25 protein-coding genes and 1 pseudogene are annotated in these 25,259 nt (G+C 59.1%); 13 read left to right on the top strand and 13 right to left on the bottom strand.

Features of this window, described 5'->3' with window-relative positions:
* Positions 1-42: 42 nt before the first annotated feature.
* From FHR87_RS09325 to FHR87_RS09315, 3 genes are all read right to left on the bottom strand, one after another.
* Positions 43-1,398, bottom strand: a complete 1,356-nt coding sequence (locus FHR87_RS09325) for an aspartate aminotransferase family protein (RefSeq protein WP_183166452.1) — start codon at positions 1,396-1,398, stop codon at positions 43-45.
* A 107-nt stretch (positions 1,399-1,505) separates the two neighbouring features.
* Positions 1,506-2,861: a glutamine synthetase family protein gene (locus FHR87_RS09320; protein WP_183166451.1), complete on the bottom strand. Its 1,356-nt coding sequence runs from the start codon at positions 2,859-2,861 to the stop codon at positions 1,506-1,508.
* A 30-nt stretch (positions 2,862-2,891) separates the two neighbouring features.
* Complete coding sequence (locus FHR87_RS09315; RefSeq protein ID WP_183166450.1) at positions 2,892-3,638, bottom strand: gamma-glutamyl-gamma-aminobutyrate hydrolase family protein; 747 nt, start codon at positions 3,636-3,638, stop codon at positions 2,892-2,894.
* 266 nt (positions 3,639-3,904) lie between these two features.
* Between FHR87_RS09315 and FHR87_RS09310 the strand changes: the two genes are divergently transcribed.
* The 5 genes from FHR87_RS09310 to aguA all read left to right on the top strand — a co-directional run bounded on the left by FHR87_RS09310 (position 3,905) and on the right by aguA (position 8,783).
* Positions 3,905-5,281 carry a glutamine synthetase family protein gene (locus FHR87_RS09310; protein ID WP_183166449.1) on the top strand — a complete coding sequence of 459 codons (1,377 nt, stop codon included), beginning with the start codon at positions 3,905-3,907 and terminating at the stop codon, positions 5,279-5,281.
* Between the two features lie 97 nt (positions 5,282-5,378).
* Positions 5,379-5,930: a hypothetical protein gene (locus FHR87_RS09305; RefSeq protein ID WP_183166448.1), complete on the top strand. Its 552-nt coding sequence runs from the start codon at positions 5,379-5,381 to the stop codon at positions 5,928-5,930.
* Positions 5,931-6,107: 177 nt separating this feature from the next.
* Entirely contained in the window at positions 6,108-6,986 is an 879-nt protein-coding gene (gene aguB, locus FHR87_RS09300; protein WP_183166447.1) for an N-carbamoylputrescine amidase, read from the top strand.
* 70 nt (positions 6,987-7,056) lie between these two features.
* Positions 7,057-7,542, top strand: coding sequence for a hypothetical protein (locus FHR87_RS09295; protein ID WP_183166446.1), 486 nt, complete (start codon positions 7,057-7,059; stop codon positions 7,540-7,542).
* A 116-nt stretch (positions 7,543-7,658) separates the two neighbouring features.
* Positions 7,659-8,783, top strand: coding sequence for an agmatine deiminase (gene aguA, locus FHR87_RS09290; protein WP_183166445.1), 1,125 nt, complete (start codon positions 7,659-7,661; stop codon positions 8,781-8,783).
* Positions 8,784-8,790: 7 nt separating this feature from the next.
* Here the strand turns inward: aguA and FHR87_RS09285 are convergent, their stop codons facing one another.
* Together FHR87_RS09285 and FHR87_RS09280 are read right to left on the bottom strand one after the other, a co-directional pair.
* Positions 8,791-9,654: an MBL fold metallo-hydrolase gene (locus FHR87_RS09285; RefSeq protein WP_183166444.1), complete on the bottom strand. Its 864-nt coding sequence runs from the start codon at positions 9,652-9,654 to the stop codon at positions 8,791-8,793.
* Between the two features lie 208 nt (positions 9,655-9,862).
* A complete protein-coding gene (locus FHR87_RS09280; protein ID WP_246335931.1) occupies positions 9,863-10,861 on the bottom strand; it encodes a GGDEF domain-containing protein in 999 nt (332 codons plus the stop codon).
* 449 nt (positions 10,862-11,310) lie between these two features.
* Here FHR87_RS09280 and FHR87_RS09275 point away from each other — a divergent pair, with 449 nt between their 5' ends.
* Positions 11,311-11,712 (top strand): response regulator, encoded by a 402-nt coding sequence (locus FHR87_RS09275; RefSeq protein WP_183166442.1) that lies wholly within the window; start codon positions 11,311-11,313, stop codon positions 11,710-11,712.
* Here FHR87_RS09275 and FHR87_RS09270 read toward each other — a convergent pair.
* Complete coding sequence (locus FHR87_RS09270; protein WP_183166441.1) at positions 11,703-13,196, bottom strand: aldehyde dehydrogenase; 1,494 nt, start codon at positions 13,194-13,196, stop codon at positions 11,703-11,705. The two genes, FHR87_RS09275 and FHR87_RS09270, sit on opposite strands and share 10 nt — an antisense overlap.
* A gap of 156 nt (positions 13,197-13,352) precedes the next feature.
* Here FHR87_RS09270 and aptA point away from each other — a divergent pair, with 156 nt between their 5' ends.
* The gene (gene aptA, locus FHR87_RS09265; protein WP_183166440.1) at positions 13,353-14,663 is read left to right on the top strand and encodes an omega-aminotransferase AptA; all 1,311 of its coding nucleotides are present in this window, start codon (positions 13,353-13,355) and stop codon (positions 14,661-14,663) included.
* Positions 14,664-14,750: 87 nt separating this feature from the next.
* Here aptA and rpmG read toward each other — a convergent pair whose 3' ends face one another.
* The gene (rpmG, locus tag FHR87_RS09260) at positions 14,751-14,906 is read right to left on the bottom strand and encodes a 50S ribosomal protein L33 (RefSeq protein ID WP_003284185.1); all 156 of its coding nucleotides are present in this window, start codon (positions 14,904-14,906) and stop codon (positions 14,751-14,753) included.
* 11 nt (positions 14,907-14,917) lie between these two features.
* Positions 14,918-15,154 carry a 50S ribosomal protein L28 gene (gene rpmB, locus FHR87_RS09255; RefSeq protein ID WP_183166439.1) on the bottom strand — a complete coding sequence of 79 codons (237 nt, stop codon included), beginning with the start codon at positions 15,152-15,154 and terminating at the stop codon, positions 14,918-14,920.
* A gap of 383 nt (positions 15,155-15,537) precedes the next feature.
* Here rpmB and rph point away from each other — a divergent pair, with 383 nt between their 5' ends.
* Complete coding sequence (rph, locus tag FHR87_RS09250; protein ID WP_183166438.1) at positions 15,538-16,257, top strand: ribonuclease PH; 720 nt, start codon at positions 15,538-15,540, stop codon at positions 16,255-16,257.
* Positions 16,258-16,271: 14 nt separating this feature from the next.
* Positions 16,272-16,643 (top strand): DUF4870 domain-containing protein, encoded by a 372-nt coding sequence (locus FHR87_RS09245; protein ID WP_183166437.1) that lies wholly within the window; start codon positions 16,272-16,274, stop codon positions 16,641-16,643.
* A gap of 53 nt (positions 16,644-16,696) precedes the next feature.
* On the opposite strand, the gene FHR87_RS09240 is transcribed toward FHR87_RS09245, so the two are convergent.
* A complete protein-coding gene (locus FHR87_RS09240; RefSeq protein ID WP_183166436.1) occupies positions 16,697-17,476 on the bottom strand; it encodes an exodeoxyribonuclease III in 780 nt (259 codons plus the stop codon).
* Between the two features lie 81 nt (positions 17,477-17,557).
* Here FHR87_RS09240 and pyrE point away from each other — a divergent pair, with 81 nt between their 5' ends.
* Positions 17,558-18,202 (top strand): orotate phosphoribosyltransferase, encoded by a 645-nt coding sequence (gene pyrE, locus FHR87_RS09235; RefSeq protein WP_183166435.1) that lies wholly within the window; start codon positions 17,558-17,560, stop codon positions 18,200-18,202.
* 72 nt (positions 18,203-18,274) lie between these two features.
* Here the strand turns inward: pyrE and argB are convergent, their stop codons facing one another.
* From argB to coaBC, 4 genes and pseudogenes are all read right to left on the bottom strand, one after another.
* Positions 18,275-19,180 (bottom strand): acetylglutamate kinase, encoded by a 906-nt coding sequence (gene argB, locus FHR87_RS09230; RefSeq protein ID WP_183166434.1) that lies wholly within the window; start codon positions 19,178-19,180, stop codon positions 18,275-18,277.
* Between the two features lie 15 nt (positions 19,181-19,195).
* Positions 19,196-20,641: pseudogene (locus FHR87_RS09225) on the bottom strand (phosphomannomutase/phosphoglucomutase); the annotation flags it as partial.
* Positions 20,642-20,875: 234 nt separating this feature from the next.
* The gene (gene dut, locus FHR87_RS09220) at positions 20,876-21,331 is read right to left on the bottom strand and encodes a dUTP diphosphatase (protein WP_183166433.1); all 456 of its coding nucleotides are present in this window, start codon (positions 21,329-21,331) and stop codon (positions 20,876-20,878) included.
* A gap of 8 nt (positions 21,332-21,339) precedes the next feature.
* Positions 21,340-22,542: a bifunctional phosphopantothenoylcysteine decarboxylase/phosphopantothenate--cysteine ligase CoaBC gene (gene coaBC, locus FHR87_RS09215; protein WP_183166432.1), complete on the bottom strand. Its 1,203-nt coding sequence runs from the start codon at positions 22,540-22,542 to the stop codon at positions 21,340-21,342.
* Between the two features lie 132 nt (positions 22,543-22,674).
* Here coaBC and radC point away from each other — a divergent pair, with 132 nt between their 5' ends.
* The 3 genes from radC to gmk all read left to right on the top strand — a co-directional run bounded on the left by radC (position 22,675) and on the right by gmk (position 25,047).
* On the top strand, positions 22,675-23,349 hold the full coding sequence (gene radC, locus FHR87_RS09210; protein WP_183166431.1) for a RadC family protein: 675 nt from the start codon (positions 22,675-22,677) through the stop codon (positions 23,347-23,349).
* Between the two features lie 186 nt (positions 23,350-23,535).
* Positions 23,536-24,399 carry a YicC/YloC family endoribonuclease gene (locus FHR87_RS09205; RefSeq protein WP_183166430.1) on the top strand — a complete coding sequence of 288 codons (864 nt, stop codon included), beginning with the start codon at positions 23,536-23,538 and terminating at the stop codon, positions 24,397-24,399.
* Positions 24,400-24,426: 27 nt separating this feature from the next.
* A complete protein-coding gene (gmk, locus tag FHR87_RS09200) occupies positions 24,427-25,047 on the top strand; it encodes a guanylate kinase (RefSeq protein ID WP_183166429.1) in 621 nt (206 codons plus the stop codon).
* Positions 25,048-25,259: the final 212 nt, after the last annotated feature.

Genomic DNA, 25,259 nt, shown 5'->3' with positions numbered 1-25,259 from the left:
GCCTTGCGCGGGAGGAATCTCGACGGTGGATGCCCGCTCCGTTCAGGCTCGCGCATCCCTGGCGGTCAAATCCAGGCAGAGACGTGCCTTGGTGACCAGTTCATCGATCTCCTCTTCGTTGATCACCAGGGGCGGCGAGATGATCATGGTGTCACCCACGGCGCGCATTACCAGGCCGTTGTCCAGGCAATGTTCGCGGCAACGCATGCCGATGGCGCCGGGGAAACGTTCCCGGGTCTGTTTGTCCTTCACCAGTTCCAGCGCTCCGAGCATACCCAGGCCACGCACTTCGCCGACCAGCGGGTGGTCGGCCAGTTCGCGCCAGCGCTTTTGCAGGTAGGGTGAGGTCTTGGCCTTGACTCGTTCGAGAATGTTTTCTTCCTTGAGGATGCGCAGGTTCTCCAGCGCCACCGCTGCCGCCACGGGATGCCCGGAATAAGTGAAGCCGTGGTAGAACTCGCCGCCTTCGTTGAGTACCTGCACCACTTTGTCGCGCACGATTACTCCACCCATGGGCAGATAACCGGAAGTCAGGCCCTTGGCGATGGGCATCAAGTCCGGCGCGTTACCGTAGTAATCGCTGCCGAACCACTCGCCGGTACGCCCGAAACCGCAGATCACTTCGTCGGCAATGAACAGAATGTCGTAGCGGGCAAGGATTTCGCGGATCTTCGGCCAGTAGCTGTCCGGCGGGATGATCACGCCACCTGCACCCTGGATCGGTTCGGCGATGAAGGCGGCGACTTTGTCCTCGCCGACTTCGAGAATTTTCTGCTCCAACTGTTCGGCAACGCGGATGCCGAACTCGTCCGGGTCGAGATCGTCGCCTTCACCGTACCAGTAGGGCTGGTCGATGTGCTCGATGCCGGAAATCAACAGGCCCGCCTGCTCGTGCATCGCCTTCATCCCGCCCAGACTGGCACCGGCGACGGTGGAACCGTGGTAACCATTCCAGCGACCGATGATGACTTGCTTCTGTGGCTGGCCCTTGGTCATCCAGTAATGCCGGACCATGCGCAGCACAGTGTCGTTGGATTCGGAGCCAGAACCGGTAAAGAACACGTGATCCATGCCAATCGGCGCAATGCCGGCGATGGCATTGGCCAGCTCCAGCGCCGGGGTGTGCGCCGTCTGGAAGAACAGGTTGTAGTACGGCAGTTCGCGCATCTGCCGGGCCGCAGCTTCCACCAGTTCCTCGCGGCCATAGCCGATGTTGACGCACCAGAGCCCGGCCATACCATCGAGAATACGGTTGCCCTTGCTGTCCCATAGATACACGCCCGATGCGCGGGTGATGATGCGCGCACCCTTGGCGTTGAGTTCCCTGTAGTCGCTGAATGGCGGCAGCAGGTGTTCGCGGCTCAGGTTCTGCCAGTGCAGGGTGTTCGATTCGCTCATTGTTCCCTCCGAATCTCAAGACCGAAAAGCCGGCCAAAGTGCTGAAGGTTGGATGGCATCACTTGCTTCATCCAGCCTGCAGCGTGCTTATCGGCCTCTCGCCGTGTTCATACCGACAGCATCAGAAACTCCCGTTCCCAGGAGCTGATGATGCGATTGTAGTTTTCCTGCTCGGCACGCTTGACCGCGATGTAACCGGCAATGAATCGCGGGCTCAAGTAGGCTTCGAGATCGCGACAGCTTTCCATGCGCTCCAGCGCCGCATGCAACGACAGCGGCAGGCGTAGATTGCGCCGCTCATGACTGCGGCCCTTGACCGGCGGGCTCGGTTCCAGTCCCTCGACCATGCCGATGTAGCCACACAGCAGGCTCGCGGCGATGGCCAGATAAGGGTTAGCATCGGCACCCGGCAGACGGTTTTCGACGCGGCGGTTCTGCGGATCGGATTCCGGCACACGCAAGCCGACGGTGCGGTTCTCCTCGCCCCATTCGACGTTCACCGGTGCCGAGGTACCCGGCTGGAAACGCCGGAAGGAATTGACGTTGGGCGCGAACAGCGGCAACAGCTCGGGAATGTATTTCTGCAGGCCGCCGACATGCTGCAGAAACAGCTCGCTCATGGAGCCGTCGGGATTGGAGAAGATATTGCGCCCGTCCTGATCCATCACGCTCTGGTGCAAATGCATGGCGCTGCCCGGCTCACCGGTCATCGGCTTGGCCATGAAGGTGGCGGCAACGTTGTGCTTGAGCGCCGCCTCGCGCATGGTGCGCTTGAACACCAGGATCTGGTCGGCCAGGTGCAGAGCATCACCATGGCGGAAGTTGATCTCCATCTGCGCGGTGCCTTCCTCATGGATCAGAGTGTCCAGATCCAGACCCTGAGCCTCGCACCAGTCGTACATGTCCTCGAACAGCGGATCGAACTCGTTGGCCGCATCGATGGAAAAGGATTGCCGCCCGGTCTCCTGCCGCCCGGAGCGGCCAATCGGTGCCTGAAACGGCAGATCCGGGTCTTCGCAGCGCTTGGTCAGGTAAAACTCCATCTCCGGCGCAACAATCGGCTGCCAGCCGCGGTCAGCGTAGAGCTTGAGGACCTTCTTGAGAATGTTGCGCGGCGACAGTTCGATGGGGTTGCCCTGCTTGTCGTAGGTATCGTGGATTACCTGCGCGGTGGGTTCGATAGCCCAGGGCACCAGAAATACCGCGCTCGGGTCCGGGCGGCAGAACATGTCGATATCGGCTGGATCGAGCAGCCGATAATAGATGTCCGGCTCCACCGAATCACCGGTCACCGTCTGTAGCAGCACGCTTTCGGGCAGGCGCATGCCCTGCTCGACGATAAACTTGCTGGTTGGGGAAATCTTGCCGCGGGCGATGCCGGTCAGATCACAGATCAGGCATTCCACTTCAGTGATCTTGCGTTCCTTCAGCCAACTGGTGAGCTGGTCGAAACTGGTCGTCATAAAGGCCTCTGGAGGTCTGATCCGACTTGTTTAGCGCCGTTGGGCGCGTTCCCGACAAGCCCTGGCAAATTCCTGGAAAATCGCCAGGTAATGGGGGTTGCTTTGCACCTGCCACTCGGGATGCCACTGCACGCCGAGGGCAAAAGTATCGGCAGCTTCGACACTGAAGGCCTCGACCAGGCCGTCCGGGGCCGACGCTTCGATTCGCAGGCCGCTACCCAGGGTTTCCACACCCTGACCATGCAGGGAATTGACCTGGATTTTGGGTGGCAAACCCAGCATCTCCAGCAAGCCACCAGGCTGCACAGTCAAGGAATGGCGCTGCCCGTACTGCATGTCGAGCGGCTCGAGCGGGTCTTCACGGTGATCCTGGTAAGGCGACGTCTCATGCACCTTCTGGTGCAGGGTGCCACCAAAGGCCACGTTCATCTCCTGGAAGCCACGACAGATGCCGAGTATCGGAATGCCAGCACGCACAGCCGCGCGGATCAGCGGCAGTGTAGTGTCGTCGCGGGCCAGGTCATGCTGCGTACCGGCCGCACTCGCCGGGCCGTTGTAATGCTGTGGCGCGACATTTGAAGGCGAACCGGTAAACAGCAGACCGTCTACACTTTCCAGCAGAGCATCGCGGTCGATCAGATTGCCCAGGGCCGGAATCACCAGCGGCAGTCCGGCGATGGCCGCAGCGCAGATGTATTTGTCACCGGCAATATGGAAGACATGATGACCGATCAGGCTGGTACAGGCGGAAACGCCGATCAACGGCATGCGAGCCATGGCTGAATCCATTATCTGTGCGATTGATGGGAACGAGGTTAGCCTTGTTCATTTTTTCTTACAATAGAGCCGCATGGCCTGCCCATGGATAGCTCGGGTAAAGTACCCGACATGCGCGCAACTGCCCCGAAAACGGCCACAAGCGCGCCATTACAGGGCATTGGACAGTCCTATTGACACACTAATAGCTTTCAGATTGACTGCCCTTAAGACAAGGATTGATTGAAATTTTTAACAAAATTAAAATTAAATTATAGGTATGCACCATGTCGTCCCCGCCTCGTGTCGTTCAACTCAATGAAGCGAACGCCTTCCTCAAGGAACATCCGGAAGTCCAGTTCGTCGACCTTCTGATTGCCGATATGAACGGTGTGGTGCGTGGCAAACGCATCGAATGCGCCAGCCTGCACAAGGTGTATGAAAAAGGCATCAACCTGCCCGCCTCGCTGTTCGCCCTCGACATCAATGGCATCACCGTGGAACGCTCCGGCCTGGGCCTGGATATCGGCGATGCGGACCGCATCTGCCTGCCCATCCCCAATACCCTGAGCAAGGAGCCCTGGCAGAAACGCCCCACCGCGCAGTTGCTGATGACCATGCACGAGCGCGACGGCACGCCCTTTTTCGCCGATCCGCGCGAAGTCCTGCGGCAAGTGGTGGACAAGTTCGAGAAATTGGAACTGACAGTGTGCGCCGCGTTCGAGCTGGAGTTCTACCTGATCGACCAGGAGAACGTGAATGGTCGCCCACAACCGCCCCGCTCACCGATTTCCGGCAAGCGGCCGGTTTCGACGCAGGTCTATCTGATCGATGATCTCGATGAGTATGTCGATTGCCTGCAGGACATCCTCGAAGGTGCCAAGGAACAGGGCATTCCGGCCGATGCCATCGTCAAGGAAAGCGCACCGGCGCAATTCGAAGTCAACCTGCACCATGTCGCCGACCCGATCAAGGCCTGCGACTACGCCGTACTGCTCAAGCGACTGATCAAGAACATCGCCTACGACCACGAGATGGACACGACCTTCATGGCCAAGCCCTATCCGGGGCAGGCTGGCAATGGGCTGCACCTGCACATATCCATTCTCGACCGCGACGGCAATAACATCTTCGCCAGCGAAGACCCGTTGCAGAACGAGGCGTTGCGCCACGCCATCGGCGGCCTGCAAGAAACCATGGCCGCCTCGATGGCCTTCCTTTGCCCCAACGTCAATTCCTACCGCCGCTTCGGCGCACAGTTCTACGTGCCCAATGCCCCCTGCTGGGGCCTAGACAACCGTACCGTAGCCTTGCGCATCCCCACCGAAAGCGCCGACGCGCTACGCATCGAGCACCGGGTCGCCGGTGCCGATGCCAATCCGTACCTGATGATGGCGGCAGTGCTGGCCGGGATTCACCACGGCCTGACCAACCGGATCGAAGCGGACGAGCCGATCAAGGGCAATTCCTACGAGCAGGTGGAAGCCAGCCTGCCAACCAACCTGCGCGACGCGCTGCGAACACTGGACGACAGCCAGATCATGGCGCGCTATATCAACTCGGACTACATCGATATCTTCGTCGCCTGCAAGGAAAGCGAGCTGGCGGAATTCGAGCATTCGATCTCAGACCTTGAGTACAACTGGTATCTGCATACGGTCTGAATGCCAAAGGGCAGCAAGACAGTAATCCATTCCCCAGGAAAACGAATCAGCATCTCCCTACGACGTTCCAACCCCATGACATGAAAAGGACCATGGCATGCCCCCACAAAACAGTTCAGCGGATAGTGTCCCGATCGCCCCTGACCGCACCGAGCGGAAAACGTGGAAATGGGTGATTCTCGTGCTGGTGGGCATAGCATCCATTCCCGGTGGTTTACTGCTGGGAGCAGCCCTGCTGGGACTATTCCTGCGCAAGGGATTTGACCTTGAAAGACTGTTCTCCATATTCCTCGAGCCGATTGAGTTGAGGATTCTGTTGATCGGCTTCACCTTGTGCGCCTGCTGGATGGCCGCCATCCTGTATTTCTACTGCGTCTGGTGGCGAGAGTCGGCCGAGGGCTACAGTTACTGGAAGGCTGTGCTGTTCAGCGCGTTGAGCTATCTGATGTTCACCCTGACGCTGGCCACGACCGATATCCTGGGCGATGTCTACAGCGGCAATCCCAATGACTGGTCCTATCTGCACAACTTTCTCTGGACGCTGACCCTTTCGGTATTTTTCGGGGGTTTCAATTTGATCAATCTGCTTATCGTAATACCTCTGGTTTTCAGATTTTGCTGGCTGATCGACAAGGGACGAACCGCATGAAGGGAGCCAGCGTCGGCTCGCCACACCAACTGCTGAACCTCGTGCCGGCAAGGGCAAGGCATACCTGCCCACCGCTTCGAGGCTGGACAGCAGCGAGGCAGCCGCTATCTTGAACAGTCCCTGGTCCGTACCTTTTCCGTTACCCCAGCGATACACCAGCCGCCAGCGAGGTTTCCCATGTCCCGAGTCGTCACCGTCGCCGCCACTCAGATGAACTGCTCCTGGGATCGCCAGGCCAATATCGACAAAGCCGAGCGGCTGGTACGCCAGGCTGCCGGACAAGGCGCACAAATCATCCTGCTCCAGGAACTGTTCGAGACGCCGTACTTCTGCCAGAAGCCCAACCCGGACTATCTGCAACTGGCCACGCCGGTGGAGGAAAACCCGGCCGTGCGGCATTTCCAGGCGATCGCCGCCGAGCTGCAGGTGGTGCTGCCGATCAGCTTCTTCGAACGGCGCGGTCGTGCACGCTTCAACAGCGTGGCGATCCTCGACGCCGACGGGAAGAACCTCGGTATCTACCGCAAGAGCCATATCCCGGACGGCCCCGGCTACCACGAGAAGTACTATTTCAACCCCGGCGATACCGGCTTCAAGGTCTGGAACACTCGCTACGCGCGGATCGGCGTGGGCATCTGCTGGGATCAGTGGTTCCCCGAGACGGCCCGCAGCATGGCCCTGCTGGACGCCGAGTTGTTGTTCTACCCGACCGCCATCGGCAGCGAACCGCAGGACCCGAGTATTCAGTCGCGTGATCACTGGCAGCGGGTCCAGCAGGGCCACGCCGGCGCCAACCTGATGCCGCTGATCGCCAGCAACCGGGTCGGCCGTGAGGAGCAGGATGGCTACGCGATCACCTTCTACGGCTCTTCCTTCATCGCCGACCAGACCGGCGCCAAGCTGGTGGAGCTGGGCGAAACCGAGGAAGGCGTGCTGATCCAAGGCTTCGATCTGGACGAGCTGGAACGCATCCGCAGCGCCTGGGGTGTGTTCCGCGACCGCCGGCCGAACCTCTATACGCCGATCAAGACCCTGGACGGCTCGCTGGATTCCTGAATCTGTGCTGGCACATGCGTTAGTGCGTCTCGCCATGCAAACCGAATCTTGATGTCAGGTGCCAGAAAACATGAAGCGCCTATTGAAAAAGTTGTTGATCGGAGTCTTCACGTGCGTCACGGTTCTGCTGGCACTGCCCATTCTATTTCCAGCCTCGACGTCGCCCCTGGAAACCTCATGGGAATCGCCGCAGACGGGAGCGAAAATAACCATCCAGTTGACGCAGACCCATCCGTTCCTGGCGGAATACGAGAGAAAACTGGTGTTTCGTACTCCGGACGGAGTGAAGATCGAGCAGTTGCTGTTCCCGGACCCGGGTGGATATGTGCGAACCCAGTTATACCGCGCCTCAGACGAGGTTCTCTATCTGAAGGGCTATTTCGACCTCGCACGCCTTTCCGCCGTCGACAAGAACGTCTCAAGAGCCGGACAAAAGCTACCCGAAGATGCGGTATATCTCGGTGCCTTTGATTTTGACAAGAATGCATCCCGCCAATGGCGCTTCCTGCCATCCTCGGAAAGCCCTGAACAGCCACTCGTACCCCAAGGCGGTTGAGGATGATCCGAACACTGTCGGCTACCAGCCGGGCAAGATCCGCGCCTGCACCATCAGGGTACGGCTCCAACCCCGGACTCCGAGCATGGCGCGAGTAGTTTTCAACGGGTGATTCGATGCTCAATTTATCCAGTACGCACCATTTATCCGGGTCCCCCCGCCAGGACGGCTTCCACATGCCTGCCGAATGGGAATCCCATAGCCAGACCTGGATGCTCTGGCCGGAGCGGCCAGACAACTGGCGCCTCGGCGGTAAACCGGCACAGGCGGCATTCATCGAGGTGGCCAGGGCCATCGCCCGCTTCGAACCAGTGAGCGTCGGCGTTTGCGCCGGACAATACGAGAACGCCTGCGCCCGGCTCGAACATCCGGCCATTCGCGTGCTGGAAATCAGCAGCGATGATGCCTGGGCACGCGATACCGGCCCGACGTTCGTGATCGATGATAAAGGTGAGGTGCGCGGTGTGGACTGGACGTTCAATGCCTGGGGCGGCCTTGAGGGCGGGTTGTACTGGCCCTGGCAGCGCGATGACCAGGTTGCCCGCAAGATTCTGCAGATCGAGCGGTGCGTGCGCTATCGCACTGAAGGGTTCGTACTCGAAGGCGGCGCTATTCATGTGGATGGCGAAGGAAGTCTGCTCACCACAGAGGAATGCCTGCTCAACGCCAACCGCAACCCTCAGCTTTCCCGTGCGCAGATCGAAAATGTGTTGTACGAACAGCTGGCAGTAGAGCGGGTAATCTGGCTGCCGCTGGGGCTGTACAACGACGAGACTGATGGCCACGTCGATAATTTCTGCTGTTTCGTGCGGCCAGGTGAAGTGCTGTTGGCATGGACTGACGACCCGTACGATCTCAACCATGCACGCTGCCGGGCCGCGCTCGAAGTACTGAAACATACCCGCGATGCGCGAGGCCGTGCGCTCAAGGTACACAAGATGCCGATCCCCGGCCCCCTCTACGCGACAGCAGAAGAATGTGCCGGAGTCGACCGGGCGGTCGGCAGCCAGCCGCGCGATCCATCGATCCGTCTGGCCGGGTCCTACATCAACTTTCTCATCGTCAATGGCGGCATCATCGCGCCCGCATTCGATGTGCCACAGGATCGCGAGGCCCAGGCCATCCTCCAGCGGCTGTTCCCGGAGCGGGAAGTCGTCATGCTGCCGGGACGGGAAATCCTGCTGGGTGGCGGCAATATCCACTGCATCACCCAGCAGCAGCCGGCAGGCCAGCCGTGCTGACGCGTCGTCAGAAACCGCTCAATGGAATCTTCAGGTAGTGCCGGCCATTGTCTTCGGCCGGCGGCAGCTTGCCAGCACGCATATTGACCTGGATCGAAGGCAGCAGCAGGTTCGGCATGGAAAGCTTGGCGTCGCGCGCCGTGCGCATGGCAACGAAATCATCTTCGCTCACCCCATCGTGAACATGTACGTTGCCGGCGCGCTGCTCGGCGATAGTCGTCTGGTTGAGGAACTCCTCGCGCCCGGGCGCCTTGTAGTCATGACACATGAACAGGCGGGTCGCACCAGGCAGCTCGAACAGCTTGCGGATCGAGCGATACAGTGACCGGGCATCGCCGCCGGGAAAGTCGCAGCGCGCCGTACCATAGTCCGGCATGAACAGCGTATCGCCGACGAAGCCGGTATTGCTGATCAGGTAGGTCACACAAGCTGGCGTATGTCCGGGTGTGTGGATGACCTGCGCCGTCAACGAGCCAATCTGGAACTGCTCGCCATCGTGGAACAACCGGCCGAACTGGTGCCCATCCGTGGCAAAGCCGCTGCCGGCATTGAATAATTGGCCGAATATCTGCTGGACCTCGGTGATCCGCGCCCCGATAGCCAGCTCGCCGCCCAGTTCGCGCTTGATATAGACCGCGGCCGACAGGTGATCGGCATGCACATGGGTCTCCAGCAGCCACTGGAGCCGTAGGCCATGTTCGCGGACATGGGCAATCAAACGGTCGGCCCCGGCATGCGAGATACGCCCGGCGGCGGCATCGTAGTCGAGCACCGGATCGATGATCGCGCACTGACGCGTAGCCGGATCAGTAACGATATAGCTGTAGGTGTGGGTAACGGTATCGAAAAAACTGTCTACTTGGGGCTGCATGGCGATGTCGTCCTTTGCTTGCCTGAAGACTTTGCAGGGTCTGGTACCTGTAACAGGGCATATAAAGTGGACCGGCATGGCCCTCCAGAATTTCCCGGCGAATGCGGCGCAAGGCCCATAACACCGTACGCGCTGCATGCCGTATGGATAACGCGATCCAGCCAGGAGGGAAAGTCATCGGAGCCGCCATGGCGAAAGAAATTCACCGTCAGGTGGTGATGATCCGGTTATTGCCCGCCTGCCTGGCCTGCTGCATGGCCGAGTCGGCACGGGCAATAAGACTGCTCAGGCAGGAATCGTCGGCACAAAGGGCAGCTAGGCCGAGACTGATAGTGACCTCGCAGGACTGCTCACGAATCCTGAGCGGCAGCCGCTGGATTTCCACTTGCAAACGCATGGCGATCTGCGCGGCAAGCTCGGGTGAGCAGCCCGGAAGCATCAGCGCGAACTCCTCGTGACCAATACGACCGAAGTGATCGCCGCGACGCAGGACCGAGCGACAACACTGGGCAACCATCCGCAGGACTTCATCGCAGACGGCATGCCCGAAGGCATCGCTGATTCGCTTCAGGTCATCGACGTCCAGCAACAGAAAGGCTAGCGGTGTCGCGTATTGCCGAGCATGATCGAATTCCCGCTGAGCGCGCTCGAGAAAATGCCAGCGATTGCCGCCTTGAGTGAATTCGTCGATATGGGCAAGACGTTGCAGCTCGCTTTCATGCTGCTTTCTGTCGGTGATGTCTTCGACGATCCCAACGATAATCGAGCCCGGCTCCAGCTCCAGCCCCGCCGAACGGGCAATGAAGCATTTGTCGCTGATCCAGCGCAACTGACCATCGCCACGGATGATGCGGTATTCGCGGTTTTCCACGGCACCGCGCTCCAGCACCGCCAGAAGACTGCGCTGGGCATATTCGAGGTCGTCCGGGTAGATGCAATTGCGCCATTCGCTGTAGTTGGCCAGCAACAGGGCCACCGAACGGCCAAAAATACGCTCGTAGGCAGGGCTGATATAAATCATCCGCTGTCCTTTCCAATCGAGCGCCCAGAGCACTACGTTGAGATTATCGAGCAGGTTACTGAAAAGTCGTTCCCGCTCGCCCAGGCGCTCTACTTCCGAGCGGGCGTGAATCAATGCAAGCAGGGTTTCGGCCTGTTCTTCGGGCAGTAAGCCCGCGTCGAGACGACTATTCTGGATGGCCTGCAAAATACTCTCTCCTAGAATTAAGGTTTCCGTATCCCACCCTGACCCGCAACCACTCATAACTCTGAAAATCAGCGATTGATTAAGTTTCAAAACCCAGTCAAACAAAACCCGACAAATGAATGGATGAGCTGCAATTTTTCGTCAAAGCTCCAATCAACGCAGCATCTGCATCAATTGGATCTACGCTGAATGAAGGTATAAGAACCGTTGCAAAGGCTGCTGCGTGTCGGCCACACGGCGTTAAGAATGGCCTGGACGCCAGCCCGGTCGGAATGCTTATTTACAACTCGTAAACTCGCGGGCGGGCCCAGCCCACTTCCTCAGCCATGCTTGCCTTGTCTGGCTCTAACTCGCGACGTTGAACAGGCCTAAGAATCCGACACAAGGCAAATCCGCCGGCAGTCTGGAGCACCCAGCAAAACGGCCAAAGACCCGGAGTAAAAATAGAAATGCGAGGGCTCAAGCGCATCTTGCATGTTGAAGATGTACCATCGATCCAACTGATTACCAGGATAGCCCTGGAAAAGGTAGGTGGCTTCGAGGTGCTCAGTTGCAAATCCGGCCAGCAGGCACTGGAACAGGTACAGCAATTCAATCCAGATCTGATCCTGCTGGATGTCATGCTGCCGGAAATGGACGGAGTCGAGACCCTGCGCAAGCTCGGTACACGCGTGAATCTTCGCGAAGTGCCGGTGGTATTTCTGACCGGCTACCTCGCCCCCGAGCGTTTCGAGGAACTGCGCCAGCTAGGTGCCCGCGCGGTCATCAACAAGCCGTTCGATGCTCTGCAGCTACCCATGCGCCTGCAGGAAATCTGGAAGACGGCCACCAACCGGTGCACTCAGAGCTGAATCCAGGTCGCCTTCAGCTCGGTGTACTTGTCGAATGCATGCAGCGACTTGTCCCGTCCATTGCCGGATTGCTTGTAGCCGCCGAACGGCGCTGTCATGTCGCCACCATCGTACTGATTGATCCAGACGCTGCCGGCGCGCAGCGCGCGGGCTGTTCGGTGTGCCTTGGACAGATCCGCGGTCCAGAGCGCCGCCGCCAGGCCATATGGGGTATCGTTGGCGATAGCGATGGCTTCTTCCGGCGTCTCGAACTCGATCACTGACAGCACTGGACCGAAAATTTCCTCGCGGGCGATCTTCATCGCATTGCTCACCCCATCGAAGATGGTCGGCTCGACATAAATCCCGCCGGTATCCTCCAGCACACGCTGGCCACCCAGCATCAGGGAGGCGCCCTCTTCATGTCCCACCTGGATATACGACAGCACGGTAGCCAGTTGCTGAGCGTCCACCAGTGCGCCGACATTGGTTGCCGGATCGAGCGGATTGCCCGGTCTCCACTCCTTGAGCGCCTCGACCACCAGCGGCAGGAAGCGCTCTTTGATCGAGCGCTCCACCAACAATCGCGAGCCGGCAGTGCAAACCTCGCCCTGGTTGAAGGCAATGGCACCAGCCGCCGCCCGTGCCGCCGCTTGCAGATCTGGAGCATCGGCGAACACGATATTCGGGCTCTTGCCACCCGCTTCCAACCAGACGCGCTTCATATTCGATTCGCCGGCGTAAACCATCAGTTGCCTGGCTACCCTGGTCGAACCGGTAAACACCAGAGTATCCACATCCAGATGCAAGCCCAGTGCCTTGCCTACCGTATGCCCGTATCCCGGCAAGACATTCAATACGCCTGCCGGAATCCCGGCTTCCAGCGCCAGGCCAGCCACGCGAATGGCGGTCAGCGGCGATTTCTCGGAAGGCTTGAGCACCACGGAATTACCGGCGGACAGGGCCGGACCCAATTTCCAGCACGCCATCAGCAGCGGAAAATTCCACGGCACGATAGCCGCGACCACCCCCACCGGCTCGCGTGTGACCAGCCCCAACTGATCATGGGGGGTCGTGGCGACTTCATCGTAGAGCTTGTCGATCGCCTCGCCGCTCCAGCGCAGCGAACGCGCCGCGGCAGGCACGTCCACCAACAGCGAATCACTGATCGGTTTGCCCATATCCAGCGTTTCCAGCAACGCCAGCTCTTCCCGGTTCGCCTCGATCAGCTCGGCGAAACGGATCATCACGGCCTTGCGTTTTGCTGGGGCCAGCTTCGACCAGACACCTGATTCGAAGCTGGTCCGCGCGCTGGCCACGGCTCGTTCGGCGTCCGCTGCATCGCAGCTGGCAATCGTGGCCAAGGTACGACCATCGATCGGGCTGACGCAATCAAAGCGCCCGCCACCGATTGCGTCGACATATTCGCCCTGGATGAAGGCACGGCCTTCGATACGTAATTCGCGGGTACGCTGCTGCCAGTCGGCTAAAGTCAAGGTAGGCATGCGGATCTCCTGTCAAATGGCCGAGGGGAACAAAAACCCTAAACCAGGGAAATGACGCTATCAATATTTTTTACGCAAGAGGCCTTTCAGCCTTGTTTTGTTCATTTTCTTAAACATAGACTCCAATCCTCGCTCTCAATCCCGGCGGAGCCCGACATGACCTCAGTGTTGCCCGATCAATTCTGGATGCCCTTCACCGCCAACCGCCAGTTCAAGGCCGATCCACGCATGCTGGAAAGCGCCGAAGGCATGTACTACACCGACCGTGACGGCCATCGAATCCTCGACGGAACCGCCGGGCTCTGGTGCTGCAATGCCGGCCACGGCCGCCGCGAAATCACCGAGGCGGTAAGCCGACAGATCGCCCGGCTGGACTTCGCACCGACCTTTCAGATGGGGCATTCGTTACCCTTCGAGTTGGCTGAGCGGCTGAGCGAAATCGGCCCCAAGGGGCTGAACCGAGTGTTCTTCACCAACTCAGGCTCGGAATCGGTGGACACGGCCCTGAAGATCGCCCTGGCCTACCAGCGTGCCATCGGCCAAGCCACACGGACCCGCCTGATTGGTCGCGAACTGGCTTACCATGGCGTCGGTTTCGGCGGTATCTCGGTCGGCGGCCTGGTCAACAATCGGCGCGCCTTCGGCCCGCTGCTGCCTGGTGTTGACCACCTGGCCCATACGCTGGATATCGAGCGCAACGCTTTCAGCAAAGGGTTGCCGGAATTCGGCGCGGAAAAAGCCGAGGAGCTGGAACGGCTGATTGCACTGCATGGCGCGGAAAACATCGCCGCACTGATTGTCGAGCCGATGTCTGGCTCCGCCGGCGTGATCCTGCCACCCAAGGGTTATCTGCAACGCTTGCGGGAAATCACGACAAAGCACGGCATCCTGCTGATTTTCGATGAAGTCATCACCGGGTTCGGCCGTGTTGGCGAGGCCTTCGCCGCTCAGCGCTGGGGCGTCACGCCGGACATTCTCACTTGCGCCAAAGGACTGACCAACGGCAGTATTCCAATGGGGGCAGTGTTCGTTGCGCAAACCATCCACGACGCCTTCATGACTGGCCCGCAAAGTGCCATCGAATTCTTCCATGGCTACACCTATTCCGGACACCCGGTAGCCTGCGCCGCCGCGCTCGCTACCCAGGAAATCTATGTACGGGAAAACCTGTTCCAGAAAGGCATCGAACTGGAAGGCTATTGGCAGAAGGCACTGGGCAGTCTCGCAGGCCTGCCCGGGATCATCGATATCCGTACCGTCGGCCTGGTCGCTGGCGTACAGCTCGCACCCGATGCTGCCGGGCCTGGCAAGCGCGGCTACGACGTGTTCCGTCACTGCTTCGAAAATGGACTGTTGGTACGCCCCAGCGGAGATACCATCGCCCTGTCGCCGCCCCTGATCATCGAAAAAGAACACATCGACACACTGTTCGAACGCCTGGCCGAAGCCATTCGTAAAACGGCTTGAGGCCATCGGAACATTTGTCAGAAAACTGAAACGACTGAAACGAAAAACCCGCCGAATGGCGGGTTTTCCAACAAGGGAGAAAGACCGTTACTTGATCTTGGCTTCCTTGTAGATCACGTGCTTGCGTACGACCGGATCGAATTTCTTGATTTCAATCTTGTCCGGCGTAGTGCGCTTGTTCTTGTCGGTGGTGTAGAAGTGGCCGGTACCGGCGCTGGACACCAAACGAATCAGATCACGCATGCTTGCTCTCCTTAAACCTTCTCGCCACGGCCACGAATTTCGGCCAGAACGACATCTATACCACGCTTGTCGATGATGCGCATGCCCTTGGCGGAAATACGCAGACGCACGAAGCGCTTCTCGGATTCGACCCAGAAACGATGATGCTGCAGGTTAGGCAGGAAACGACGGCGGGTTTTGTTATGTGCGTGGGAAATGTTGTTCCCCGTCACCGGACCCTTACCGGTAACTTGACAGACTCTAGACATGCCTCAGCCCTCTAAACCACATGCCCAACCCGGCATGGGTTGGCCGCTTGAACGTCGGCGCTTCGCGCCGCATCTTGATCGAGGCATTGCCAGCCATGTAAAAGCCTGGCGGCCGCCCCGAAAAAACAGCGGTGCTTTATATCAGAAAGCCTACAGTGCAACAAGCATGGAACCTGGATAACGCCACTCGCTTTTCCCCAATCACTGGATCGCTTTCAGCCCTTGCAGGGTGATCGCAGCCAAGGTTTACGCGTCATTTCCCTGCTGATCGCAGTTGCAACGGATTATCTGAACGACAGCCTGTTCCCGGCGCTGACATAACTACCGTCAAGGTCTCTATAATACGGCGACTCCACGTCCTCAGCTAACAGACAAGGTTTCCGATGAAGCGTCCAAGTGGCCGTACTGCTGACCAAATGCGTCCGATTCGCATCACCCGCCATTACACCAAGCATGCCGAAGGTTCGGTACTGGTGGAATTTGGCGATACCCGGGTGATCTGCACCGCCAGTGTCGAAAGTGGCGTACCGCGCTTTCTCAAGGGCCAGGGCCAAGGCTGGCTGACCGCCGAATACGGCATGCTGCCGCGCTCGACCGGCGAACGTAACCAGCGCGAAGCCAGTCGCGGCAAACAGGGTGGGCGTACGCTTGAGATCCAGCGCCTGATCGGTCGCTCGCTACGCGCCGCCCTGGATATGTCCAAGCTGGGCGAAAACACTATTTTTATCGATTGCGACGTAATCCAGGCCGATGGTGGCACCCGTACCGCCTCCATCAGTGGTGCCATGGTTGCTCTGATCGATGCCCTGCGCCTTTTGAAAAAGCGCGGAGCGCTGAAAGGCGAGCCACTCAAACAAATGGTCGCAGCAGTCTCGGTCGGTATCTACCAGGGCCAACCCGTGCTGGATCTGGACTATCTTGAGGATTCCACGGCGGAAACGGACCTGAATGTCGTGATGACCGATACCGGTGGCTTCATCGAAGTACAGGGAACCGCCGAAGGCACGCCCTTCCAACCCGAAGAGTTCAATGCCATGCTGGCCCTGGCTCAGACCGGGATGCGCGAGATTTTCGAGTTGCAACGCGTGGCACTGGCGGACTGAGCTGGAAACACGGCATGAATGATCGGAATTTATTACCGCCCGCATTGGACCGCGAAACCCGGCAATGGGCGATGCTGTGCCATTACGCGGCCTTTTTCGGCCTTATGGTGCCGATGATCGGCAATGTGATCGGCCCGCTGATTCTCTGGCAACTCAAGCGGGAAGCACACTCGTTTATCGACCAACAAGGCAAGGAAGCGCTGAATTTCCAGATCACCTACAGCATCTTGATGATGATCTGTGGTGTCCTGGCCTGGTTCATCATCGGCTTCCCGCTGATGGCACTGATCAGCCTCATTGCTTTCGTGCTGGTAGTGATTGCCGGCATCCGCGCCAACGAAGGCAAGTCTTATCGCTACCCGTTCTGCTGGCGATTGGTAAAATAAAGGCTTACGGCAACTCGCCTCCCCAAAGGAGGCGTGCAGCTCGCGGATGGCAGCTACACACTCAGCATCCAGTCATAGTCGACGATCAATGGCGCATGCCGGGAAAACCGCGGTTGACGTGACAAGCGCGCATTGCGGACGAAGCGCCGCAGGCCGGACGTCAGAATCTGATAGTCGAAGCGCCAGCCGAGATTGAGCATTTCGCCCTGCTCGGTATCCGGCCACCAGCTATACAGATCCCCTTCCCGGTTCACTTCGCGCAAGGCATCCACGTAACCCAGATTGCCGAAGACTTCATCCAGCCAGGCGCGCTCGGGAGCCAGGAATCCCGGACTTTGCTGGCAATCTCGCCAGTTCTTCACATCCAGCTTCTGGTGCGCTACGTACAGCGAGCCACAGTAGATGTATTCCCGGCGCTTGCGACGCTGCTTGTCGAGGTAATGGGTGAAGTCGTCCATGAACTTGAATTTCTGGTTCAGGCTTTCGTCCCCATCCTGCCCGGAAGGCATGAGCAAGGTCGCGATGCTGAGCTTATCGAAGTCCGCCTGCAGGTAACGCCCATAACGATCGGCCGACTCGAACCCGAGCCCCATGATCACGGCCTTCGGCTGAAGCCGGGAATAAATGGCGACACCGCCCTGCTCAGGTATCTCACCATCGCAGGCATAAAGGAAATAACCGTCCAGCTGATAGGCCGGATCGTCGAGTTCCACGGCGGAGGCACGAGTATCCTGCAGGCAGATGACATCGGCATTCTGTGCTTGCAGCCAGCTGAGCAATCCTCGCTGTACCGCCGCATGAATGCCATTCACATTGACACTGATGATCCGCATAAATGGTCCCTGAAAAAATCAGCGTGTATCATAACCGACACAGTATATATCGCTAGATCCGTGAATTTCGGAGCTATTTTCATGCAGGAATATCAACGCGAGTTCATCCGCTTCGCCATCGAGCGCGGCGTCTTGCGCTTCGGCGAGTTCACCCTTAAATCGGGCCGCACCAGTCCTTACTTTTTCAATGCCGGATTGTTCAACACCGGCTCGGCGCTGGCACGGCTCGGGCGCTTCTATGCGGCCGCGCTGGCAGACAGCAATCTGCAATTCGATGTGTTGTTCGGCCCTGCCTACAAAGGTATTCCACTGGCGGCAGCGGTTGCCATCGCCATGGATGAACAACATGGGCGCGACCTCCCCTGGTGTTTCAATCGCAAGGAAGCCAAGGCTCATGGCGAAGGTGGAACCCTGGTTGGAGCGCCTTTGGCCGGGCGAGTCCTGATCGTTGACGATGTCATTACGGCTGGTACGGCCATCCGTGAAGTCATGCAGATCATCAAGGCGCAGAATGCCCGGCCGGCCGGTGTGCTGATTGCGCTCAACCGCGAAGAGCGCGGCCAGAGCGAATTGTCTGCCATACAGGAAGTAGAGCGCGATTTCGGTATACCGGTAGTTAGCATCGTATCCTTGCCCCAAGTGCTCGAGTACTTGGCGTCGGATGTGCAACTCAAGCAATATCTGCCAAAGGTAGAAGCTTACCGCGCGCAGTACGGGATTCGATAACGGCAAAAGCGCCTGCAGAAACGAGCAAGAAAGAAACAGCCTGGCTACACTGGGGTAGCCAGGCTGTTTCATTCAGGAACTGCTGCGGTTGGTGATCAGTGTGCCGACGCCTGTATCGGTGAAAATTTCCAGCATCACGGCATGCGGCACACGACCATCGATGATATGCGCGCTGGTCACACCACCCTGGACGGCTTCCAGGGCGCAACGGATCTTCGGCAGCATACCGCCGTAGATCGTGCCGTCGGCGATCAGCTCGTCCACCTGGGTAGTGGACAGCCCGGTCAATACCTTGCCCTGCTTGTCCATCAGGCCGGCGATATTGGTCAGCAGCATCAGTTTTTCGGCGCGTAGCGCCTCCGCCACCTTGCCTGCGACCAGATCGGCATTGATGTTGTAGGACTCGCCTGCCTCACCTACACCGATGGGCGCGATGACCGGGATGAAGTCACCACGAACCAGCATATTCAACAATTCGGTATTGACACTCGACACCTCGCCGACCTGACCGATGTCGATGATTTCCGGCTTGGTCATTTCCGGTGTCTGCCGCGTAACCTGCAGTTTGCGGGCACGGATCAGGTGAGCATCCTTGCCGGTCAGGCCAATGGCCTTGCCGCCGTGGTGGTTGATCAGGTTGACGATATCCTTGTTGACCTGTCCCCCGAGAACCATTTCCACCACGTCCATGGTCTGGCTATCAGTCACGCGCATGCCATCGATGAAATTGCTTTCGATGTTCAGGCGCTTGAGCAGGTCACCGATCTGTGGCCCACCGCCATGTACTACCACCGGATTGATGCCCACCGCCTTCATCATCACGATGTCGCGGGCGAAGCCGGTTTTCAGCTCGTCACTCTCCATCGCGTTGCCGCCGTACTTGATCACCAGCGTCTTGCCGACGAACCGGCGAATGTAGGGCAGCGCCTCGGAAAGAATCTGGGCGAATCGGGTGGCAGCTTCATGGCTGAGGGTCATGCAGGGCTCCGCAGGTCAGAACGGCAGTTTGAGATCGGGAGCGACTTTGTGGAGCTGGGCCCGGAACACATCCTGGATACGGCTGACCTCTTGCTGGGTATCGCCTTCGAAGCGCAGCACCAGCACCGGAGTGGTATTGGATGCACGCACCAGGCCCCAGCCTTGTGGATAGTCGACACGCACACCGTCCAGGGTGGTCAGATTGGCGTCACCCCACTGGGCGTCGCGTTGCAAAGCCTCAATGATGGTGAATTTGCTTTCTTCTGTCACCGGGATATTGATCTCGGGCGTGGAGATGTCGAGCGGGAAGTCATCGAATACCTGATCGGCATCGCGTTTTTCCTTGGCGAGGATTTCCAGCAGGCGTACGGCGCTGTAGATACCATCGTCGAAACCGAACCAGCGCTCCTTGAAGAAGACGTGGCCGCTCATTTCACCCGCCAGCAAGGCACCGGATTCCTTCATTTTTTTCTTGATCAGCGAGTGACCGGTTTTCCACATCAAGGGACGGCCACCGTAGCCTTCGATCAGATTGATCAGACGCCGGGTGCATTTCACGTCGAAGATGATTTCAGCATTCGGGTTGCGTGAGACCACATCCCTGGCAAACAGCATCAACAGGCGATCCGGGTAAATGATATTACCTTTGTTGGTCACCACGCCGACACGATCGCCATCGCCATCGAAAGCCAGACCCAGGTCGGCTTTTTCGGCTTCGACCTTGGCGATCAGGTCTTCCAGGTTCTCGGGCTTGCCCGGATCGGGATGGTGGTTGGGGAAGTTGCCATCCACATCGCAGAACAGCGGAATGACCTGGCAGCCCAGGGCTTCGATCAGCTTGGGTGCGATCACCCCGGCGACGCCGTTGCCACAGTCGACCACGACCTTCAACGGGCGCTCCAGTTTGATGTCTTCGAGGATGCGCTGGGTATAGCGGTCGAGCACGTCGACCTGTTCGATCCGGCCCTGGCCCGAAGCCAGATCGTTATGCTCGATACGCTGGCGCAGTGCCTGGATCTGCTCATTGGCCAAGGTGTCGCCGGCGACGACGATCTTGAAGCCGTTGTAATCCGGCGGATTGTGGCTACCGGTAAGCATGACCCCGGATTTGCCAGCCAGAATATTGGCTGCGTAATACAGTACCGGCGTCGGTACCATGCCGATATCGCTGACGGTGCAGCCACAGTCGGCTAGGCCCTGGATCAGGTGTTTGACCAATTCCGGGCCGGACAGACGGCCATCACGGCCGACCGAGACATTGGGCTCACCGCGGGACAGGCTTTCCGAACCGATGGCGCGACCGACCCAGTAGGCGGTTTCCGGGGTAAGGCTGTCGCCGACCACACCACGAATATCGTAGGCGCGGAAGATGCTGGCGGGCAGTTGGGGGGCTTTTGCGCTGGTCATTGCGGTTCTCGCTCCATTTGTATCGAGGCCTGGCAGATTCCGGACCTCGTCGAGAGTGTTGGGTATCCGGGCCCAGGGAAGAGCCCGCTATCGCGGCCGGCTCATTGACCGGGGCTATCGGCTGCCGGCAACGCTCCGCCATCGTTGGCGGAGCAGGTAACTTGCCGGGCTCCAGATCCGATGCTCCAGTGCATCGAAATGCGAGAAAGCCCGAAAACGATGATTGGATAGTGTCTGCCAGTCAGAGTTCCGGGCAAAGCAACAGTCGGCATTGCGAGCAGGGTATTTTCAATGGCTACCGGAGTGGCCAAAACCACCGGCGCCACGCTGGCTGGCGGAAAACGCCTCGACCAGTTCGAATTGTGCCTGCACCACCGGAACCAGCACCAGTTGGGCAATTCGCTCGCCGATGGTGAGGGTGAAAGCATCCTGGCCCCGATTCCAGCAGGACACCATCAATTCGCCCTGATAGTCGGAGTCGATCAGCCCCACCAGATTACCCAGCACGATGCCATGCTTGTGGCCAAGCCCGGAGCGCGGCAACACCAGGGCAGCAAGACTGGAGTCACCGATATGGATCGACAATCCAGTCGGAATCAGGATCGTCTGGCCCGGTTCGAGGCAGGTATCGCTCGGCAACATCGCCCGCAGGTCGAGGCCGGCCGAGCCGGCCGTGGCGTATTCCGGCAGGGGAAAATCGCGGCCGAGACGAGGATCGAGAATTTTGGCTTGAAGTTTATGCATGTTTAGGCCTACTGGTAACGGTCGGCGATAAAGGCTATCAGTTGACGGGCAATATGCCCCTTGCTGGCCTGGTCGAAACGGGTTTCATGCCGCTGGCGATCGATCACGCTGACTGCATTCTCTTCGCTGTTGAACCCGATATTGGGATTGGCCACATCGTTGGCGATGATCAGGTCGAGATTCTTATCAAGCAACTTGCGGGTTGCGTATTCCAGCAGGTTGTCGGTCTCGGCGGCGAAACCGACGCAGAACGGGCGATCAGGACGTTTCGCCAACGTCGCCAGAATATCCGGGTTGCGCACCAGTTGTAGCAACATGCCTTCGCCATTGGCGGGATTTTTCTTGAGCTTGTGCGGTGCAACCACCTCGGGCCGATAGTCGGCCACTGCCGCGGCAGCAATCAGCAAATCACAGGGCATGGCAGCCTCGCAGGCTGCGAGCATATCGCGAGCACTGACCACGTCGATGCGCTCGACTCGATCCGGGGTCGGCAGATGCACCGGACCGCTGACCAACGTTACCCGCGCCCCAGCCTCGGCAGCCGCTTCGGCCAGAGCAAAGCCCATCTTGCCGGAACTGTGGTTGGTGATGTAGCGCACCGGATCGATATTTTCCTGGGTAGGACCTGCCGTGATCAGCACATGGCGGCCGGTCAGCAAAAGGTTTTCGAAACAGTCGGCGGCAGCCTGGGCCAATGCGTCCGGTTCCAACATGCGACCGAAGCCGACATCGCCGCAAGCCTGGCTACCGGAAGCCGGGCCGAACAGGCGCAGGCCGCGCTCACGCAGCAATGCGACATTGGCCTGGGTTGCCGGATCGCGCCACATCGCCTGGTTCATCGCCGGAGCCAGCGCGACCGGAGCATCGGTGGCCAGTACCAGCGTGGTCAGCAGATCGTCGGCATCGCCTTGCGCCAGGCGTGCCAGCAAATCCGCGGTAGCTGGCGCGATCAGCACTAGATCGGCCCAACGCGCCAGTTCGATATGACCCATGGCCGCTTCAGCCGCCGGATCGAGCAGGTCGAGATGCACCGGATGCCCGGAAAGCGCCTGCAAGGTCAGAGGGGTGATGAATTCGCGCCCCGCCCGCGTCATGACTACGCGAATCTCAGCGCCCTGGTCGCGCAGCCGGCGTACCAGTTCGGCACTTTTGTAGGCAGCGATCCCACCGCCGACACCGAGGAGAATGCGTTTATGGTGCAGCCGCTGCATGAGGCCTGCCTTGTTGTTCAAATCTGCGACATGGGTCCGCTTGTGCGCAATCCCCTGCCGATTAAGCTGGCTAAGATAGCACAGCGCCCCGATACGGAGCAGGGCGCCCACTCGACTAAGGAATGGTGAATCATGAGCATACGCGACTGGCCGGAGGCTGAACGGCCGCGAGAAAAACTTCTGGCTCAAGGGCCTGCCGCGCTTTCCGACGCCGAACTGCTGGCAATCTTCCTGCGTACCGGCGTTTCCGGACTCAGCGCCGTGGATCTTGCCCGGCGCTTGCTCAATGATTTCGGCAGCCTGAGAAGCCTTCTGGAGGCCGATCAAATCCGCTTCAGCCAGCATCTGGGGCTGGGGCCGGCCAAATTCGCCCAGTTGCAGGCAGTGTTGGAAATGGGCCGGCGGCACCTGGCCGAACGCCTGCGGCGCGATTCGGCACTGGAAAGCCCGCAGGCGGTGCGCGATTACCTCAAAGCCCAACTGCGGCACGAACCGCACGAGCTGTTCGGCTGCCTGTTTCTCGATGCCAAGCACCGGGTGCTGGCCTTCGAGGTGCTTTTCCGTGGCACCATCGATGGCGCCAGCGTCTACCCGCGCCAAGTAGTCAAGCGCGCCCTGGCGCATAATTCAGCAGCGCTGATTCTGACCCACAATCATCCCTCCGGCGTTACCGAACCCAGCCAGGCCGACCGCCACCTGACCCAACGCCTGAAAGACGCGCTGGCGCTGATCGATGTACGTGTGCTCGATCACTTCATCGTTGGCGATGGCGAACCACTGTCCATGGCAGAACGAGGCTGGATGTAAAATCCGCAACGGAATTCTCCCCTCAGCGCAAGATGACCGGCCATCACCAACGCTCGCCATAAAGAATCAGTGGAGCTCAGGCAGGTTCCCGACGACCAATCCGGCCAGTCTCACTGGCACGATCATTGACAAGCCGTTTTCCGTTACAATCACCCATTTTATCGACCACCTGCAGAGGTAAACCTGATGGTCCACAGCATGACGGCTTTTGCCCGCGCCGAACTCGCCGGTGCCCATGGCACCCTCGGCTGGGAGATCCGTTCGGTCAATCATCGCTACCTCGAACCCCACCTGCGCCTGCCGGATACCTTTCGCGACCTGGAAGCGCCGGTCCGCGAGATGCTGCGCAAGGGACTGTCGCGAGGCAAAGTGGAATGTACGCTGCATTTCACCGAGGCGGCTGGTAGCCGTGCGCTGCAAGTGAATCACGAGCATGCGCGCCAGGTCATCGGGGCAGCCGAGAGCCTGGCGGAGCTGATCGGCCAACCAGCTCCGCTGAACCCTCTGGAAGTTCTCGGCTGGCCCGGTGTCCTGGTCGCCAGCTCGACCGACAGGCAAGCGTTGAACCAAACCGCACTGGAGCTCTTCCAGATGTCCCTCGACGAGCTCAAGGAAGGCCGTGAGCGTGAAGGAATGGAGCTGGCCAAAGTGATCGATGAACGCCTTGCCACCGCGCTCGAACAGGTAACGGCCCTAAGGGAAATACTGCCAGACATGCTCGAAGCACAACGCCAGAAGATCCATGATCGCTGCGCTGAACTGCAGGTCGCCCTCGACCCACTTCGACTGGAACAGGAAATAACGCTACTGGCCCAGAAAAGCGACGTGGCCGAAGAGCTGGATCGCCTGACTACCCATGTAGCGGAAGTCGGCCGAGTATTGCGCAGCGACGGCGCAACCGGACGCCGGCTGGACTTCCTCATGCAGGAACTCAACCGAGAGGCCAACACTCTCGGTTCCAAGGCCTTCGATACGCGCAGCACCCAGGCTGCAATCAATCTCAAGGTCCTCATCGAACAGATGCGGGAACAGGTTCAGAACATCGAATAATCCACAGCGCACGCCCAGGTGATCATCATGTCTGCCTACACCGGCACGCTCTACATCGTTTCAGCCCCATCCGGGGCCGGCAAGACCAGCTTGGTCAAGGCGCTGGTCGAGGCGTTGCCGCAGATCCGTGTCTCGGTCTCGCATACCACGCGCGCCATGCGCCCGGGCGAGGTCGATGGCATCAACTATCACTTCGTCGAACACGCCGAGTTTCGAGAACGCCTCGAACGCCATGAATTTCTCGAGCACGCCGAAGTATTCGGCAACCTCTATGGAACGTCCCAACTGTGGCTGGAAGAGATTCTCGCAGAAGGTTGCGACCTGATCCTCGAAATCGATTGGCAAGGCGCGCAGCAGGTACGCCGTCTGCTGCCGGAAGCCCGTTCCATCTTCATCCTGCCGCCGACCCAGGAAGCCCTGCGCCAGCGCTTGACCAACCGTGGCCAGGATGGCGACGACATCATCGAGCGACGCATGCGTGAAGCGGTCAGCGAAATGAGCCACTACACCGAGTACGACTATCTGGTCATCAACGATGACTTCGCCCATGCGCTGGAAGACCTCAAGGCAATCTTCCGGGCCAACCGGCTCAGACAGACAAGCCAGCAACAGCGCTTCAGCGGACTCCTGAAACAATTGTTGGCATAGCTGCAAACCAGAATACTCTGTGCAGGGCCGATTCGACTTTTTCGGTTAAAGAGCGCCGAAGGCTGGACGAAAGCGCATGGCTCGTTCAGTCATTAAGCGCTTTTATCGATCAAAGGGCTTGCCACTTGCAGCTCTTGCATAAAGCTGCTTCCCTTAGAGCTGGCGATTTTTTAGACTAATCAGTCCTGCCGCCCGTTCGGGCATGCCACTAC

The sequence above is a fragment of the Azomonas macrocytogenes genome, assembly GCF_014191985.1.
Classification (GTDB): Bacteria; Pseudomonadota; Gammaproteobacteria; order Pseudomonadales; family Pseudomonadaceae; genus Azomonas; species Azomonas macrocytogenes.
The sequence above is the reverse complement of the archived record's forward strand: the minus strand, read 5'-3'. Positions and strand labels throughout refer to the sequence as shown.